The 16,985-nt window shown below is 58.8% G+C and carries 9 protein-coding genes; 2 read left to right on the top strand and 7 right to left on the bottom strand.

The features are described 5' to 3' along the window. Positions 1 to 209 precede the first annotated feature (209 nt). Entirely contained in the window at positions 210 to 3,842 is a 3,633-nt protein-coding gene (gene putA, locus H9C73_RS02545; RefSeq protein ID WP_209286215.1) for a bifunctional proline dehydrogenase/L-glutamate gamma-semialdehyde dehydrogenase PutA, read from the bottom strand. A 249-nt stretch (positions 3,843 to 4,091) separates the two neighbouring features. After that, complete coding sequence (locus H9C73_RS02550) at positions 4,092 to 7,637, bottom strand: NAD-glutamate dehydrogenase (protein ID WP_209286216.1); 3,546 nt, start codon at positions 7,635 to 7,637, stop codon at positions 4,092 to 4,094. 229 nt (positions 7,638 to 7,866) lie between these two features. Between H9C73_RS02550 and H9C73_RS02555 the strand changes: the two genes are divergently transcribed. Beyond that, positions 7,867 to 8,319, top strand: a complete 453-nt coding sequence (locus H9C73_RS02555) for an Lrp/AsnC family transcriptional regulator (protein WP_209286217.1) — start codon at positions 7,867 to 7,869, stop codon at positions 8,317 to 8,319. Positions 8,320 to 8,321: 2 nt separating this feature from the next. On the opposite strand, the gene H9C73_RS02560 is transcribed toward H9C73_RS02555, so the two are convergent. From H9C73_RS02560 to panP, 3 genes are all read right to left on the bottom strand, one after another. Continuing rightward, positions 8,322 to 10,643 carry an EAL domain-containing protein gene (locus H9C73_RS02560; RefSeq protein WP_209286218.1) on the bottom strand — a complete coding sequence of 774 codons (2,322 nt, stop codon included), beginning with the start codon at positions 10,641 to 10,643 and terminating at the stop codon, positions 8,322 to 8,324. A gap of 132 nt (positions 10,644 to 10,775) precedes the next feature. Beyond that, the gene (locus H9C73_RS02565; RefSeq protein ID WP_209286219.1) at positions 10,776 to 11,879 is read right to left on the bottom strand and encodes an alcohol dehydrogenase family protein; all 1,104 of its coding nucleotides are present in this window, start codon (positions 11,877 to 11,879) and stop codon (positions 10,776 to 10,778) included. Positions 11,880 to 11,914: 35 nt separating this feature from the next. Further along, positions 11,915 to 13,573, bottom strand: a complete 1,659-nt coding sequence (panP, locus tag H9C73_RS02570) for a pyridoxal-dependent aspartate 1-decarboxylase PanP (RefSeq protein WP_328797924.1) — start codon at positions 13,571 to 13,573, stop codon at positions 11,915 to 11,917. A gap of 512 nt (positions 13,574 to 14,085) precedes the next feature. Here panP and H9C73_RS02575 point away from each other — a divergent pair. Beyond that, entirely contained in the window at positions 14,086 to 15,015 is a 930-nt protein-coding gene (locus H9C73_RS02575; protein WP_209286221.1) for an AEC family transporter, read from the top strand. Positions 15,016 to 15,123: 108 nt separating this feature from the next. On the opposite strand, the gene H9C73_RS02580 is transcribed toward H9C73_RS02575, so the two are convergent. Both H9C73_RS02580 and H9C73_RS02585 read right to left on the bottom strand, forming a co-directional pair. Then, the gene (locus H9C73_RS02580) at positions 15,124 to 16,431 is read right to left on the bottom strand and encodes a TRAP transporter large permease (protein ID WP_209286222.1); all 1,308 of its coding nucleotides are present in this window, start codon (positions 16,429 to 16,431) and stop codon (positions 15,124 to 15,126) included. Continuing rightward, the gene (locus H9C73_RS02585; protein WP_209286223.1) at positions 16,431 to 16,949 is read right to left on the bottom strand and encodes a TRAP transporter small permease; all 519 of its coding nucleotides are present in this window, start codon (positions 16,947 to 16,949) and stop codon (positions 16,431 to 16,433) included. Before H9C73_RS02585 ends, H9C73_RS02580 begins: the two co-directional genes overlap by 1 nt. Positions 16,950 to 16,985 lie beyond the last annotated feature (36 nt).

A 16,985-nucleotide genomic window follows, 5' to 3' on the forward strand; every position in this document is an offset into this window, starting at 1 on the left:
TATTTATCGGATCCAGGGGGCTGTACCTAGAGACAACGTATAAACCATTACGTTGCCAAGGTCTGATTAGATTTTACTCAAGTATGAGCCATATCATCTTTTTGGTCACTATTTAACCCAAAAGACTCTACGGCGAATCAACAGGACAGGCAAAAGAGACCGGACCTGGTCTCTGGACTGACATCAGGCCCGGTCAATGGGAAAGGTGGTTATTCGGACTGTGCGATCAGGCTGGCATTACCACCGGCAGCGGTGGTATCCACGCACAGATGACGCTCGATTACGAAGCGCTCAGGCAGCACATACTCGGTAATCAGCGGCAGCAGCGCACCTTCACGTGCCGCCAGCGCCACACGGTAACGGCGCAGCAGCTCCGTATCGGCTCCGGTTGCAACCGCTTCATAGCCTTCGGCCACACGCAGTGCATCCGGATCCAGCAAGCCGTCAAGGGCCTGGATCGGCAGGCCGGCGTCCATGGCGGCAGACAGTGCCTGTCCGGCACCTGGCGCCACCACTACCACCTTGTTACCCTGCGACAGGGCAACGGCAGCCTGCTCCATCGCGCTGTCCAGAGTCGGGCCCAGGCAAAGCACCAGTCCACGTGGACAGTTGGACAGACGGTTCAGCTCACCGGTCGGGCCGGGCATGAATTCGGGCTCGATATCCAGAGGGGCCGGCGCCTGCTTGAAAAACGGCTGCAGCGCACTCATGCGTGCCAGCGGCGGCAGTATCTGCGCTGACTGCAGGGCGCCGATGGCCGCACTCAGTGCTTCGGCAGTGACAACGGCCGCACCGGCATCTGCCGGCATGGACACCGGGTCCGCTTTCTTGAAGCGGCGCACATAGTGCGGGCCACCCGCTTTCGGGCCGGTACCGGAAAGGCCTTCACCGCCGAACGGCTGAGAGCCGACAATCGCACCGATCTGGTTACGGTTCACGTAGGCGTTGCCCACCTTGATCCGCTTGATGATGCGCTCCACCCGGTTATCCACACGGGTATGCAGACCGAAAGTCAGGCCGAAGCCCTTGGCGTTGATCGCGTCAACCACGGCATCCAGCTCAGTGGCCTCAAAGGTAGCCACGTGCAGCACCGGGCCAAAGATCTCTTCATCAAGCTCTTCGATGCCGTTCAGGCGGATCACGGTGGGAGCTACAAAGTTCCCCTCTGCCGGCACGTCCAGCTTCTTGAGTACACGTCCCATGCGCTCGAACTTGTCACAGTGCGCCTGAATGCCGGCCTGAGCGTTCTTGTCGATCACGGGGCCGACATCGGTGGACAACAGCCAGGGGTTACCCACACTCAGCTCGTCCATGGCGCCAAACAGCATCTCCAGCAGGTGGTCCGCAATGTCCTTCTGGACATAGAGAACACGCAGTGCCGAACAGCGCTGGCCGGCACTCTGGAAAGAGGACGCCAGTACATCACGCACGACCTGCTCCGGCAGTGCGGTCGAATCCACGATCATGGCGTTCAGGCCACCGGTTTCCGCCACCAGCGGTGCCTCGGGCGCCAGCTTTTCAGCCATTACCTTGTTGATACGCTGCGCCGTGGCAGTCGAGCCGGTAAAGCAGACCCCGGCAATGCGCGGCTCAGACGTGAGCGCCGCGCCCACGACTGAGCCCTGTCCCGGCAGCAGCTGTACGGCTTCCCGGGGAATACCGGCTTCATGCATCAGCTCGACGGCACGGGTTGCCATCAGGGATGTGGTTTCTGCCGGCTTCGCCAGTACGGTGTTGCCTGCCGCCAGTGCTGCCAGAATCTGGCCGGTAAAGATCGCCAGCGGGAAGTTCCACGGCGAGATACAGGTGATCACGCCACGCGCCTCACCCTCATTCGCCATGCGCACGCCTTCATTGGCGTAGAAACGGGCGAAGTCGACCGCTTCACGGACTTCGGCAATGCCGTCCAGCAGCGTTTTGCCCGCTTCACGGGTCGCCAGTGCAAAGAGTTCGTGGGTGTGGGCTTCATACAGATCGCCCACACGTGCAATACGCTCGGCTCGCTCTTCAGCGCTCAGTGCAGACCAGGCGGTAAAGCCCTGCTCGGCAGCCGTAATCGCCTGATCAACATCCGCTACGGATGCCTGAGTCACCTGACCCACCTTATCGGTCGGATCTGCCGGGTTGCGAACCTCCAGTACTTCCGTGCCCTGCACCTCGCCGGCGATCACCGGCCCGCCGGTCCAGGTATGCTGACGGAAAGCACCACGGGCAGCTTCCATCTGCTCCACTTCAACCGGGTCGGTGATGTCCCAACCCTGGGAGTTGAGGCGGTTTTCACCAAAAATGTGCTCCGGACGCACGATCGCCTTGCTGGAAATGTTGTCGCCCAGCGCCTGTACCTGACTGATCGGATCGCGTGCGATCTCTTCCGGCGTAATACGGGTATCCACGATCTGGTTCACGAACGAACTGTTGGCACCGTTCTCCAGCAGTCGGCGAACCAGATAGGCCAGCAGATCCTGATGCGCTCCGACCGGTGCATAAATACGGCAGCGGGTGTTGCCGCCGCTCATCAACGCTTCATGCAGGGACTCACCCATACCATGCAGGCGCTGGAACTCAAAGCAGTCACGCCCCTGCGCCAGCTCCGTGATAGCGGAGACGGAGTGCGCATTGTGGGTTGCGAACTGTGGATAAATGCGGTCGGTCATGCCCAGCAGCTGCTTGGCACAGGCCAGGTAGGAGACATCGCTGCACGCCTTGCGGGTGAAGACCGGGAAGCCCTTGAGGCCCATGACCTGAGCACGCTTGATCTCGGCATCCCAATATGCGCCTTTCACCAGGCGAACCATGATGCGGCGGTCCAGTTTTTCCGCCAGCGCGTAAAGCCAGTCCAGCACCTGCGACGCACGCTTGCCGAAGGCCTGAACCACGACACCAAAGCCATCCCAGCCGGCCAGCTCGGGATCGGACAGAATCATCTCGATCACATCCAGTGACAGGTCCAGACGATCGGCTTCTTCAGCATCGATATTGAAGCCCATGTTGGCGGCCTTGGCCTGCTTGGCCAGTTCCAGCGCACGGGGGGCCAGTTCGGTCATGACGCGATCGCGATGGCCGTACTCATAACGGGCATGCAGCGCCGACAATTTGACCGAAATGCCGGGGTTGTTGCGAATATCGTCATGCACACAGTTGGGTGCCAGCGCGCTGATGGCACGCGAGTAGTCACGCTGGTAACGCTGCGCATCCGCATCGGTACGCGCCGCTTCACCCAGCATGTCATAGGAATAGGTGTACCCCCTGGATTCATACTTCTGGGCACGCTTCTGCGCTTCGTCGATGGTACGGCCCAGGACGAACTGGCGGCCCATCTCTTTCATCGCCTGGTGCGCAACGGTACGCACCATGGGGTCGCCCATGCGCTTGACCAGGCTGCGCAGGGTTTCCATCAGGCTCTTCTGGTCGGACGGGCTGATCAGCCTGCCCGCCACCATCAGGCCCCAGGTGGTGGTATTGATCAGGGAGGACTTGGCCTTGCCACGGTGCTCTGACCACTGGCCGGACGCAATCTTGTCTTCGATCAGGTCGTGGATAGTGACGTTATCCGGCACACGCAGCAGCGCCTCGGCCAGACACATCAGGGCCACCCCTTCCTTGGTTGTAAGGCCGTACTGTGCCAGGAACTTTTCCATCATGGTGGGCCTGGAGTTGCCGCGTACATTGCGGACCAGCTCGGCTGCGCGGGCAGAGATGGCATCACGCACCTCAGACGACAAGTCAGCGGCTGTGATCAGGTCGTTGATAACCCGGTGCTCGTCCGCCAGGTAGTTGGCACGGACAGCCTGACGACAGGTATCGAGAGATGGATGCGTATGGCGATCTTGTTGTTGGGTCATGATGGTATCCTCATCCACACAAACATTTGTGACCATTCTAATCACCAAGCCATACACACTTTTCCTATTTTTATACCTATGACAGCACGGTTGGTATTATTTTCACCTCTATAAAAGTCGATCAGAATACTCAAAGAACAAAAAGTAGCCAGTTAACCCTATACAGACATAAAAAACCCCGGCCGAAGCCGGGGAACAAGGTCGGCGCAGCAGGCTATCCGCTGCATCCAGGCAAGCAAGACGTCAGGCTCAGTTCTGCAACGACGCCAGCGTCTTCAGCCCTCCCATCGCCACGGCAAGGGCAGCGGTGTCCAGCGCACTGCTGCCTTGCATGTCCGAGAGGGTTTGATACCAGTGCTGCAAGGGCTTGGCGCAGGTAGACCGCCACGCTTCCACGCGTGTCTCGGGGCTGGACGTGTGTGCAGCCTCGTCCTCCAGCGTGAATACGTTCAACGTCAGCTGGCGCAAATGATCGTCCAGCTCATTGCGGAAGCGGGTCATGGCCAGCATCTGCCAGTGATTCTCGGTGCGTTGTGACTGAATCTGGCCATCCAGCCAGGTCAGCTTCAGCCCTTCACCCAGGGTGAAGTAAACCTGTGCCACCGCATGCACGGGCTGTTGCTGCTGGCGTCCGATCTCAATGATATCCATCAGCCAGTAGCGACTCTGGGTTGACGCACAATACAGCGCCAGATGCTCCGGCACCCCCGCTGCACAGTAGGCATCATATTCGTCCTGCCAGCGGTCAGCAGGTATCACCGCCTGAAGCGCCTCTCGTGAGGCCAGCACTTCGGCCAGCGGGTCGTGAAAGTGCGCCTTGATACGCTGCGGATCCAGCGCCTGGCGCTGATAATGCAGCAGCCAGTGTGTGCCTCGGGTTGCCAGTTCGACCAGGTCCTGCATCAGGCTGATCTGTACACCGGTCGGCACCTGACCATCCAGTGCTTCCACGCTGGTCCAGTAGGTGTCGATATCAAACGTCTCGCAGGTGATCAGGTAGGCGGCCGCTATATCGGCGGCGTCCGCCCCTGTCGCCAGTCGCATCTTGTCAATGAAACTGATCCCCATGCGGTTCACCAGATCATTGGCGACCTGAGTGGCAACGATCTCGGGACGCAGTCGGTGCTGATCCACCGCCTGCGGGAAGCGTTCCAGCAGGGACGGGGGAAAGGCCGAATAGAGGGCCGAGGTGAAACGCGCGTCCTGCGCAATCCAGGAGCCCACCAGTGCCTGTTTGAGCTCGATTTTGGCATAGGACACCAGTACCGACAGTTCTGGGCGGCTCAGGCCCTCCCCGGCCCCGCGGCGCCGCTTGAGTTCTGCCGTGTCGGGCAACCCTTCAAGCGCAGGATCCAGCAAACCGGCAGTTTCCAGGCGTCGAATCAAACGGATCTGATCATCCAGCGAACCGGCCGCAACGGCATCGGCCCGAGTCAGGGCGAACGCCTGACGGTAGTTGTTGAGCAGCACCAGCTCGGCAACCACCGGCTCCATTTCGCGCAGCAGTTCATTGCGCCGCTCAAGGCTCAGTGCACCCGACTGGACCTGCTCATTCAGAAGAATCTTGATATTGACCTCATGGTCCGAGCAGTCAACGCCACCGGCATTGTCGATGAAGTCCGTATTCACCGCGCCTCCCCGGCGGGCAAATTCAATGCGGCCTTTCTGGGTCGCACCCAGGTTGCCACCCTCGCCAATCACCTTGCAGCGCAGCTCGGAGGCGTTCACACGCAGCGCATCGTTCGACTTGTCGCCTACATCGGCATGCGACTCGGCTTCGGCCTTGATATAGGTGCCGATGCCGCCATTCCAGATGAGATCCACCGGCGCTTTGAGAATGGCCTGGATCAACTCATTGGGCGACAGCTTCTCGGCACTGATATCCAGCCGTTCACGCACCTGCGGGCTCAGCTCGATCCATTTGGCCGAACGGGAAAACACCCCGCCTCCGGCACTGATCAGAGAAGTATCATAGTCCGCCCAGCTTGAGCGCGGCAGCCGGAACAGTCGCTCGCGCTCCTTGAAGGCACGGGCCGCATCCGGCGTCGGGTCAATGAAAATGTGCTGGTGGTTAAAGGCCGCGACCAGCTGGATCTGGTCAGACAGCAGCATGCCGTTGCCGAAGACATCCCCGCCCATGTCACCAATACCGGCCACCGTAAACGGCTGCGTCTGGGTATCGAGCCCCTGCTCCCGGAAGTGCCGCTTGACCGACTCCCAGGCACCGCGGGCGGTAATGCCCATTTTCTTGTGGTCATAGCCCTCACTGCCGCCGGACGCAAAGGCGTCACCCAGCCAGAAGCCGTAGTCACCGGCAACCGCGTTGGCAATATCGGAAAAGGTTGCCGTTCCCTTGTCAGCGGCGACCACCAGATAGGGGTCATCTTCATCATGGCGAACCACGCCCCGGGGCGGTTGCACAGCGCCTTCAACCAGGTTGTCGGTCAGGTCCAGCAGGCCGCGAATAAAGGTTTTGTAGCAGGCAACGGCCTCTGCCTGATGGGCCTCTCGCCCGCCTTCCTGCGGCTGCTTGACGATGAAACCGCCCTTGGCGCCCATGGGCACGATCACCGAATTCTTGACCTGCTGCGCCTTCACCAGACCCAGCACTTCGGTTCGATAGTCCTCGATACGATCCGACCAGCGCAGACCGCCCCGCGCGATGCGGCCGGCACGCAGGTGAATACCTTCCACACGCGGCGAGTAGACAAAGATTTCAAATTTCGGATGCGGCTTGGGTACATCGGGTACCTTGCCCGGCGCCAGTTTGAAGGAGAAGTACTCCTTTTCTCCGCCCTGCTCATCCTGCTGGAAAAAGTTGGTTCTGAGTGTAGCCTGCATCAGCAGGAAAAAGCGCCTCAGGATACGGTCATCATCCAGCGTCTGAACGCCGTCCAGCTCCGCCAGGATCGTTTGGGACAGCTGCTCGACCCGTGCCGGCCGCGCCTCGTCAGACAGCTGAGGATCGAAGCGTGCCTTGAAATAGGCCAGCAGTTGCTCCGTCAGCTGCAGGTGGCGCGACAGGGTGTCGGCGATGAAATGCTGGCTGAAGCCAAAACGCAACTGCTTGATATAGCGGGCGTAGGCGCGCATCAGGGCCACTTCACGCCAGTTGAGTCCCGCCCGCACGATCAGGTGATTGAAGGTGTCGTTTTCGGCCTTGCCCTGCCAGATGTGTTCAAACGCCTGCTGCACCACATCCTGACTGCGTTGCAGCATGTCAGGGCTCACGTCGGGACAGGCCACACGGAAATCACTGATACCGAACCGGCGCCCATCGGCACACACCAGCGTGAAGGGGTGCTCACCCAGTACGCGCATGCCCAGGTTTTCCAGCACCGGAATGACATCCGAGAGCACCAGCGGGGCTTCCGGACAGAAAATCTTGAATCGCAACTCGCCCGTGCGGGCCAGTTCATGGTTATCAAACCTGAGACTGATCGCTGAATCCGCCGCCAGTGCCTCAAGCTGCTCGATATCCTCGAGCGCCTGCTCAGGTGAAAACGCCTCCTTGTAGGCGGTCGGGAAGGCGCCTTTGTACTGTTCGGCCCGCTGCAGACCCGTTTCAGCCCCCAGGGCCCTGGTCAAGTGTTCTTGCAGCTGAGTGCTCCAGTGACGTGACAATTCCAGAACATGTGCCTGTATCGCCGCCAGATCCTGAGCACTGGGTGTCGAATCGGATTGGGTTGAAAAGGAAATTGCGGATTGGGCTTCCGCCTCATCGAGCTGTTCTCGAATGAGATTCGCAAGCTGCTCGAGTACGATTTTTTTTGTTGACGAGCAGGAATAGGCCATGGCTCCCCCGGGGTGCTCTGCATGTGGTGTTTGGTGTCCTGTTCAAACCAGCAGAGACGGGCCCGAGCCCTTGCCATCACCTCGATACCCGGCCACCGCCTCTTACCGGAAACAGCTAACAGTATATTGCGAGCGGGGAAGTCAAGTTGACTATATCCACGCCTTCAAAAGTCAGATAGCCTTTATTAACATTGGACTAAAGACGAATTGATACATAAAGGTAGTCATTATGGCCGATCTGGACAGGCTCGATCACGCAATCATTACTGAACTTCAGCGCAATGCCCGCATTACTGTCACTGAGCTTGCTTCAAGAGTAGGTCTATCTAAAACACCTTGCCAGATTCGCATGAAGCGATTGGAGGAACAGGGCTACATCAAGGCCTATACCGCACTGGTGGATCAGACCAAGCTGGGCCTGAACCATATCGCCTTTGCACAGGTCACGCTCAACGATACCAGCAGCAAGGCGCTAGATGCGTTCAACACGGCCGTTCGCAACATTTCAGCGGTAGAAGAGTGCCACATGATTGCCGGCAATTTTGACTACCTGATGAAGGTGCGGACCCGAAACATGGAAGAATACCGTGCCGTACTGGGCGAGCAGATCTCCGCGCTGCCCCACGTGCTGCAGACCAGCACTTTTGTGGTGATGGAGAATATCCGCGACGCGAGCGCCTGACCTCAGTACTCGTTGCCAACCAGCGTACCCGACCTGCGCACGCGGCTGCGACCGGAGTAGGACATCTGGGTCAGCTCCCTGGGCACCTGTGTCAGCAGTTCAGGGGCCGGCATTCCAATCAACTCGCCCTGCGAGAAGCTGATCCCCAGCCGCAACACTTCCATCTGGATGGCACTGGAGTGCACATACTCCGCAACGGTTTCAATTTTCATGCTTCGCGCCAGCCCCACAATCCCGCGCGCGACTCGGCGAGCGTTGGGGTCCTTGTCCAGGTTCCGTATCAGGCTGCCATCGATCTTGATGAAATCCACTTTCAGCTGCAACAGATGTTCAAAGTTGGAATAGCCGGTGCCGAAATCATCAATCGCGATGCGACAGCCACGCGCCTTCACTGCATTTACAAAATCATGGACCTGCGCATAGTTCTCGATGTTGGCCGACTCAAGCAGCTCAAAAATCACACGCGTCCCCACGCCGGTGGCATCCAGACGTTCGATGATAAAGTCGGTCAGCTCTTCCTGCTGCAGATCGGTATAGGAAAGGTTGATTGAAAACTGCATGTGGGAATCGGCAAAGCGTGCGAAGCAGGTTTCAACCATCACCCGGGTGATATGCCCTTCCAGACGCAGCTTGCCGGCGACTTCCAGAAAGTTGCCGGGGCTGACTACCTCACCGTTGTTATCGAGCATCCGCACCAGGCATTCATACTTGTCCACACGACCGGTAGTGTTGTTCAGAATCGGCTGGAACCAGGCAACCAACCCCTCTTCATCCAGAGCATCGCGCAGCTTGCCGGCCCAGCGCTGATTATGCTCAAAGGTCTGTTCCAGTGGTTCTGAGCCGTCGTACACACGGTAGTGCAGCCCTTTGTCGCGCGCCTCGCGAAAGGCTTCACGGGCATGAATATAGAGGCTGTGCTCCCGGGGGGTATCAAACCAGGGAACCGCCGCACCAATCGTCGCACTGACTGCAATTTCATGGTGCTGCCATTGCACGGGGTTGCTGCGGACAGCTGCCAGCAACGCCACCAGTTGCTGTTCAATCAGCTCCGGACGGCAACGCGGCAGCAAGATGGCAAACTCATCGCCCCCCACGCGGTACAGCCGTCCGGCGGCGTAATCCTCGCTGGACATGAAAGACTCCAGCCGCAGCGCGACCTCTTTCAATATCAAATCCCCACAGCCATCGCCGAAGAGGCTGTTCACCTCGCGGAATCGGTCCAGATTCAACAGTACCAGAGTGACCGAGCTGTCACGCTCCAGGTCTTGCATCAGTCGAGGACGGTTGGGAAGGCCGGTCAGCTTGTCCAGATAAAAGGCACGCAGGTTGCGCAGTGCCGGTACGATATAGGCCAGCCCTGCCAGCGTCAGGAGCAGAATCACCAGCCCCAGCCCGTACAGGTACCCTCGGTTCTCTGCTTTAAAGGCTTGGGTTTGTGCCGCCCGCGCCATCTCAGGAAGTGCCGCGGTCAAGCGCAGACCCGTCCGTGTAGGGGCATAATACAGATCAGTCCCCATGGCATTGTCGGTCATTTTGAGATGCTCAAAGCCGGTCAGAAAAATGCTCATGGGGATCAGGGACTCGGCCTGATCCAGCAACGGCTGGAGGGGGTCTGCCCCGACCTGCGCCTGAGTCAATACGACATGACGGCGCTGGCGATCCGTAAGCCACAGTGTCATATCGGGCGCGGCCTCTGCCGTCCGAGCAACCTGCGACAGCCAGTCATTGAGGCGTAAATCCAGGCTCAGCAGACCGCGTAACTCCCCATTGGGCTGCCTGATACGCCACACCAGAGACACCAGCGTGTCTTCACTTTGCTCCTCCTCGTACAGGGGGCTCCACCAGCCGGGGGCCTGCCCGTCCTGCTGCAAGAACGTCTCCGGCAGTGCCTGCCACCACTCGGGCATCTCGGGTCTGGTCCTAGCCGCCTCCAAATTCGGGTCGGGACTTTGGAAGGGGGTGTTCGCTGCGGTCCAGTCGACAAAACCGGCTCGCACCAGACCCGGCACCTGCAGACGGTCGACCAGACGGTCAGCATAGCGAGCCCATTCCTCAGGGGTCATGCTGACCGGGACCGACTGCTCCAGAGCGCCCAGCTGCCGCTCCAGCCGCTCGGCTTGTGCGTCGATCTGCTGCAGGGTGGTATCAAACCGGTAGATTGCCCGTTCCTGAAACTGCCCTTCTACGGCTTCTTTCGTGGTATTCATCACCAACTGCGTGTATACCCAGAACGATGCCCAGGACAGCACAGCCAACAACAAAAGAGTGGTCAGAACAGCTTGCTTGGGGGTACAGGCGACAGACCTGCGTGAGAGTAGTGTCATTACAGGCCTCCTGCCCGGCGGGGTGCGATCACTGCACATTCAATGAAACAGTCACATTATGCCCCAACGGCAGGCGCCTTCCATCACCGGTTATGTGACGGGGATCATGTATAAGGGGTGAATCAGAGCGATTCAGCGGCGTGGAACAGTCAGTACCAGCTTGCCGGGCATCGTCTTGCCGACAAAGTCCTGCTGTGCCGTGCGTATCTCCGATAGGGGATAAACTCTGGCCACCTGAGGCTTGACCTCGCCTCGCTCGATATACTGGACCAGCTGCTCAAAAACGTACCTTGGCTGCCAGGTCGAGCCGTAGAAGGTGAGGTTCTTCAGATAGAGGGTTCGAAGGTCAAGCTCCACCACGGGGCCGGCAATGGCACCGGATACCACGTAACGCCCTCCCCGCTGCAGCACATCCAGCAGTTCCGGCCAGTCAGGCCTGCCTACCAGATCAACCACCACCTGAACGCTGTTTTCACCCAGCGCATCCAGTACAGACTGCCCGCGAGGGACCAGGGTATCAGCGCCCAAGGCCAGCACGGTGTCGCCTTTACTCTCTGAACAGACCGCGACCACCTCGGCTCCCCGGCGTTTTGCCAGTTGCACGGCAGCCGAACCCACCCCGCCAGAGGCACCTGTGACGAGCACCCGATCACCGGCCTTCACGTCTGCCCGTTCCAGCATGCTTTCAGCCGTTGAGTAGGCACAGGGAAAAGACGCCAGCTGCTCATCGGTCAGTGAGCTCTGCACCGGAAACACTTCCCGGGCCGGCGCCACGGCATATTCTGCAAACGCACCGTCGTAGTCGGAGCCAAAGGTAATGAGTTCGAAAGGTGCAGAGGTCGCAGAGGGCTCATGCATGGGCCGCACCAGTACACGCTCACCAACACGTCCCGGATCAACGCCCTCTCCCACCGCGACGATGGTACCGCAGCAATCAAGGCCCTGAATGCGGGGAAACTGAAACGCACTGCCGGACCAGGCGGCGTCTTCAACACTGGCCGCCTCCAGGCCCGCGCCCCCGGCCGCATCCGTCCCGCTGCTGACACTCCTTGAATACCAGCCAATACGGGTGTTGATATCGGTATTGTTGATCGCGCTGGCACCGACCTTGATCAGTACCTGCCCTGCCAGTGGGCGAGGGACAGGCAGGTCTTCACGGTATTCCAGCTGCTCCAGCCCCCCATGACCAGTGAGCAGAACGCCGGCCATGGTGTCGGGAATGTTCAGTACACTCATCAGATGTCACTCCTGTGGCTGTGCAGAAGACTGGATCAGGCCGGCAGCGCATCCATCAGGGCTTTCAGGGCCTGCATCTCGGGCTGATGCGCCATGCCAGCAGCAATTTCACGCTGTTCATCCAACACCTCGCGCAGCACTTCATCAGTGGTCAGCGGATTCGCCAGCACAACACGGAAAACGGTGATCGCCTGTTCACCATAACACTCCGGTTTCAGCTTGGTGCGGGATACAAACGCCTTGCCGCGCTCGCGCTGCTCTTTCTGAATGCTTTGCGTGATATCGCTGAGCGCATCGTTGATCTGCTGCCGCAGGGACGGATCGGCCTCTTTCAGGCGCGCCTGCACATCCGCGGGCACCCAGCGGTAGGTAAAGATGTTGAGTTCGGGGTCGGATACCAGCTCAAAGTCGTCCTGAGCCGCAATACGGTCGGCAAAACGACGCGCCAGTTCGATGCCGTTTTCAATCAGCATGGCATAGCCACGGCGACTGATGATCTTGAGGCCGGCATGCACCAGCATGGCCATCCCCGGGCGAGACCCTTCCAGCGTGGTGCTGCCCAGATCCTTCGAGCCCTGGCGAATAATGTATTGGGCATGGTGCTCGATGTTTTCCAGCATGGAGGGATCACGGAACAGCACCAGCCCGACCCCCATGGGTACGTAGAGCTGTTTGTGGGCATCGATGGTAACCGAGTCAGCGCGCTCGATGCCTTTCATCAGCGGCCGGTATCGGTCCGAAAACAGGGTCGGCCCGCCCCAGGCTGCATCCACGTGGAAGTGAATCCCGTGCGCTTCAGCGATATCGGCCAGCTTGTCCAGCGGGTCAATATTGCCGGTCTCGGTGGTACCGGCAATGCCCACCAGCGCGAAGGGTCGGATCCGCTGCTGTTTCAGCTCTTCGATCTTGCGCTCCAGCGCGTCCAGCCGAATGCGGTTGTGGCTGTCTGTCTCGATGGAGATCAGGTTTTCACGTCCAATGCCCAGTACATCAGCTGACTTGGACAGGGAGTAGTGCCCCCTTTCAGACACCAGCACTGCCGCACCTTCACAGCCATAATGACGCATGGCCCCGAAAATGCCGCTGTGGTTGATCCCCGGAAACGCTCCGTCCGGCCCGAAGGCTCGGTTACGGGCCGTCCACAGCGCCGTAATATTGGCCACCGTTCCACCGGAACAGAAGGCCCCCAGACGCTTGCGGCCATGGTGCAGCCAGGTATCGTAGAAGTCGTCACTTTCGCCGTAGGTAAGGCGGTGCAACATGCCCAACACCTGACGCTCCAGCGGTGTAAACGCCTTGGAGGTCTCGGTTTTCACCAGGTTCTGGTTCAGGGCGATCATGATCTTGGAGAGCGGGATCATGAAGTACGGCAGCGCCGACGTCATGTGGCCAACAAAGCTTGGCGAAGAGGTGTGCACCGACTGAGCCACCACCTTGTCGATCAGAAAATCGGTGTGTTCGGACACAAATACGGGTTTTTCAGGTATTCGGGTATCACTGAAATCCTGCTCGATTTTGCCCAGATCCGCTTCTTCCGCAACGATATGCTCCTGCAGGAAGCCGGCAAGGTTGGCCGAGATGTCATTGTCCAGACGGTTCAGCGTAGATCCCGGCGCTTCTGGAACAGTAAAAATCCTCAATAGGTTTTCCATGCTGATTTCAGCCACGCTGTTTTTTTTATGCACTTCTACCACGAACCTTAGTTGTCCTGACCACGTGAGAAAGCACAGGAAACCTCATGCTTCTCCCGACAGGCTCAACATCCTCTTGCGTTACGTCTCAAGGGACTATCGCTGCCAATAGGCCCGCTCATGAAAATGGTTTTCATGTTACCAATCGGGCCATTCTACGTTATGCAGCCCCGCCCCCGCACCCCGATTTGATAATCCATTGGTCAATGGCCGTGCAAAGGAGGGGATTTGGTCATCAAACATACCCGACATGGGGCGAAGCATAAGCCTCCATATGGCCTACCGGTGAGGTAAAAACATGAGGGCACTCTGCCTTCTTTCCATGACTGCATGGATTAAAGCGATGCCATCACATCCTCAGACGAGATCGCAAATATCCATATAGACACAGTATGATGAGTGCCATCAGCACACCGGCTATTAGCGAATGCCGCGAGCAAGACTGAAAGCAGCCCCCTGCAGAAAGGTACTGATCCTTACCCTGATCCAACGAAAATATCCGCAAAGGAACCCACATGCCCAGTGTTCTATCGATTACAGCCCCGATTTTCATTCTGATCGGCCTGGGCTATCTGGCTGTCAAAACCTCTCTCGTACCTTCTGCCGCTGCGGCAGGCATGGGCCGGTTTGTGCTCTATTTCAGCCTGCCGGCACTGATTTTCGGCACCCTGTCTCGAATGGAGTTTGGTCAGGTGATCGTACCGAGCTATTTGCTGATCTATGCAACAGCCTCGCTGCTCACGCTGTTGATTGGTGTCGTGCTGCATCGAAAGGCTCTGGGTGACTCCCTCACAGACAGTGGCGTCAAGGGCATGGGCATGGCTGTTTCCAACAGCGCCTTCATTGGCTACCCGGTTTTGCTGCAGGTCTTTGGAGAACCACCGGCGCAGGCCTTTGCCATGTCCTTGATGGTGGAGAACCTGCTCATCATTCCACTGGCGCTGATCATCATAGAGTCCGGCACCCAGACAAAACAGACCTCGCGTCTGCAGTATGCCGGCTCCGTATTCAGCAGGGTGCTGCCTAACCCGCTGGTCCTGTCCATTGCAGCCGGCATGCTGGTTTCATTACTCGGGCTTGAAATTCCGCCGGTTGCGGACCGAACCCTGGACATGTTGGCGCAGGCATCGGCAGCGGTTGCCCTGTTCAGTATTGGCGGGGTGCTGGTGGGCACCTCCATCCGAGGTCACCTGTCAGCCGTACCTCTGGTGACCGCCGGCAAACTGATGCTGCACCCTCTGCTGGTGTTTTTGCTGCTCATGCTGGTTCCGGGCCTGTCGCCCGACCTGCGCCTGTCCATGCTCCTGCTGGCATCCATGCCCATGTTCAGCGTGTATCCGATTATTGCCGGCCCCTATGGTCTGAGCCAAACCTGCGCCAGCATTCTGATTGCCACCACGGCACTGTCGTTCGTCAGTCTGAACCTGGTTTTGTCACTGCTCTGAAGTGGCATTCAGATCCCCTGACAGCCATGAAAACAGTTCGGTCAAGCCAGATAGAAAAAGGGCGGCATGCATTAACGCACCCGCCCTCAGCGCACTTCATGAATGCCACTAACGCTGCGTCATGGTTGTTGGCAGATAGGTAACAATCTCCGGGAACCAGTAGATCAGCACGATAGCGACCAGAATCATCAGGAAGAAGGGCAAGGCGGCCCTGGCAACGTAAAGAATGTTCTTGCCGGTGAGGGCCTGTATCACGAACAGGTTGAAGCCGACCGGTGGCGTGATCTGTGACATCTCTACCACCAGCACGATGTAGATGCCGAACCAGAGCAGGTCGATACCGGCCTGCTGCACCATCGGCAACACCACCGCCACGGTCAGTACCACGACAGAAATGCCATCCAGAAAGCAGCCCAGCATGACAAACAGCACAGTCAGGTAAATCAGCAACTCAAAGGGTGACAAGTCGAGGGTGCCGATCCATTCGGTCAACGCACGGGGAATGCCCAGAAATCCCATTGCCAGTGTGAGGAAGTGCGCACCAACCAGAATCAGCCCGATCATGCAGGAGCTTTTCACCGCCCCCAGCAGACTTTCCTTGAAGCTGTCCATCGTGAGTGAGCCGGTCACACCTGCCAGCACCAGCGCACCGAACACACCCAGTGCCGCCGCCTCTGTTGGCGTTGTGAAGCCCGCATAGATGGAGCCCAATACAAAACCGATCAGGCCCATGATCGGCAACAGTTTTCTCAGGGCCCCAAGCTTGGCCGCCAGCGAAACCTGCGCCTTGCTTTGCCAGGGCACCTCGTCCTTGTGCAGCAGCGCCCAGACCATGGTGTATCCCATGAACAGAATCACCAGCATCAGGCCCGGCAAGGCACCGGCAATAAACAGGCGCCCGATGGATACCTCGGCCGCGACACCGTAGACGATGAGAATAATCGAAGGCGGGATCAGCAGGCCCAGCGTACCCGAGCCGGCCAGCGTGCCCACTGCCATGCGGTCACTGTATCCCTGTGCCTTGAGTTCAGGCAGGGTCATGCGCCCGATGGTCGCCGCAGTCGCGGCAGATGAGCCCGATACAGCGGCAAAGATGCCGCAGCTGAGTACGTTCACGTGCAGCAGCTTGCCCGGCAGGCCTCCCAGCCAGGGCGCCAGCCCGGTGAACAGATCCGATGACAGGCGGGTTCGGAACAACACCTCCCCCATCCAGATAAACATCGGCAAGGCGGTCAGTGACCAGGCCGTACTGGCACCCCAGCTGGAGGTACCAAACAGCAGGCCGATCTGCTCGTTACCCGAAAGCATCAGGCCGAGTACCGCGACACCCACCAGCGCCAGCGAGACCCAGACCCCCACGGCCAGCATCAACAGCATGCTGATGGCGAGGATAATCGATAGCGTCATCGGCTCCATCAAGCTTCCTCCAGGTTAATTTCATCTTCGGCGCCGATGTAATCCGGCAGGTCGCCCTTGATCACTGACACCAGTGCATCCAGCACCGCCAGCATTAACGCTGTGGTCCCCAGCCCCAAAGGCACCTGCGGTGCCCACAACGGCATGGCGATGTACCCATGTGTCACTTCTTCAAACACATAGGACTCCCACACCATGAACCAGCTGTACCAGGCCATGAAGCCTGTCAGTGCCAGCCCGAACACCAATACGATGAATTCCTGCAGCCGCCGCCAGCGTGGAGGCAAGCGCTGTATCGCCAGCGTGACCCGGATATGCCCGCCTTCATGGAGGGTGTAGGCCAGGCCGAAGAAAATGGAAGCGGCCAGTGAATAGCCGGCAAAGTCCTCTGCCGAAGGAATGATAAAACCGAAAAAGCGCCCCACGATCTGCCCCAGTATCAACAACATAATGGCGATGATGCAGGCACCGGACAGGTAACCGGAGGTCAGATAGAATTTTTCTCGTACTGCTGACATAGCCTTGTCCCATCAATGGCCTCCGGACAGCGCCCG

The organism is Marinobacterium alkalitolerans (assembly GCF_017776525.1).
GTDB classification, from domain to species: Bacteria; Pseudomonadota; Gammaproteobacteria; order Pseudomonadales; family Balneatricaceae; genus Marinobacterium; species Marinobacterium alkalitolerans.

What these genes read in the sequence shown, in the direction of transcription:
- H9C73_RS02555 (WP_209286217.1), top strand. Translation starts at nt 7,867, where the DNA reads ATGGCCGATCTGGACAGGCTCGATCACGCAATCATTACTGAACTTCAG.
- H9C73_RS02565 (WP_209286219.1), bottom strand. Translation starts at nt 11,879, where the DNA reads ATGAGTGTACTGAACATTCCCGACACCATGGCCGGCGTTCTGCTCACT.
- H9C73_RS02550 (WP_209286216.1), bottom strand. Translation starts at nt 7,637, where the DNA reads ATGGCCTATTCCTGCTCGTCAACAAAAAAAATCGTACTCGAGCAGCTT.
- H9C73_RS02575 (WP_209286221.1), top strand. Translation starts at nt 14,086, where the DNA reads ATGCCCAGTGTTCTATCGATTACAGCCCCGATTTTCATTCTGATCGGC.
- H9C73_RS02560 (WP_209286218.1), bottom strand. Translation starts at nt 10,643, where the DNA reads ATGACACTACTCTCACGCAGGTCTGTCGCCTGTACCCCCAAGCAAGCT.
- H9C73_RS02585 (WP_209286223.1), bottom strand. Translation starts at nt 16,949, where the DNA reads ATGTCAGCAGTACGAGAAAAATTCTATCTGACCTCCGGTTACCTGTCC.
- H9C73_RS02580 (WP_209286222.1), bottom strand. Translation starts at nt 16,431, where the DNA reads ATGGAGCCGATGACGCTATCGATTATCCTCGCCATCAGCATGCTGTTG.
- putA (WP_209286215.1), bottom strand. Translation starts at nt 3,842, where the DNA reads ATGACCCAACAACAAGATCGCCATACGCATCCATCTCTCGATACCTGT.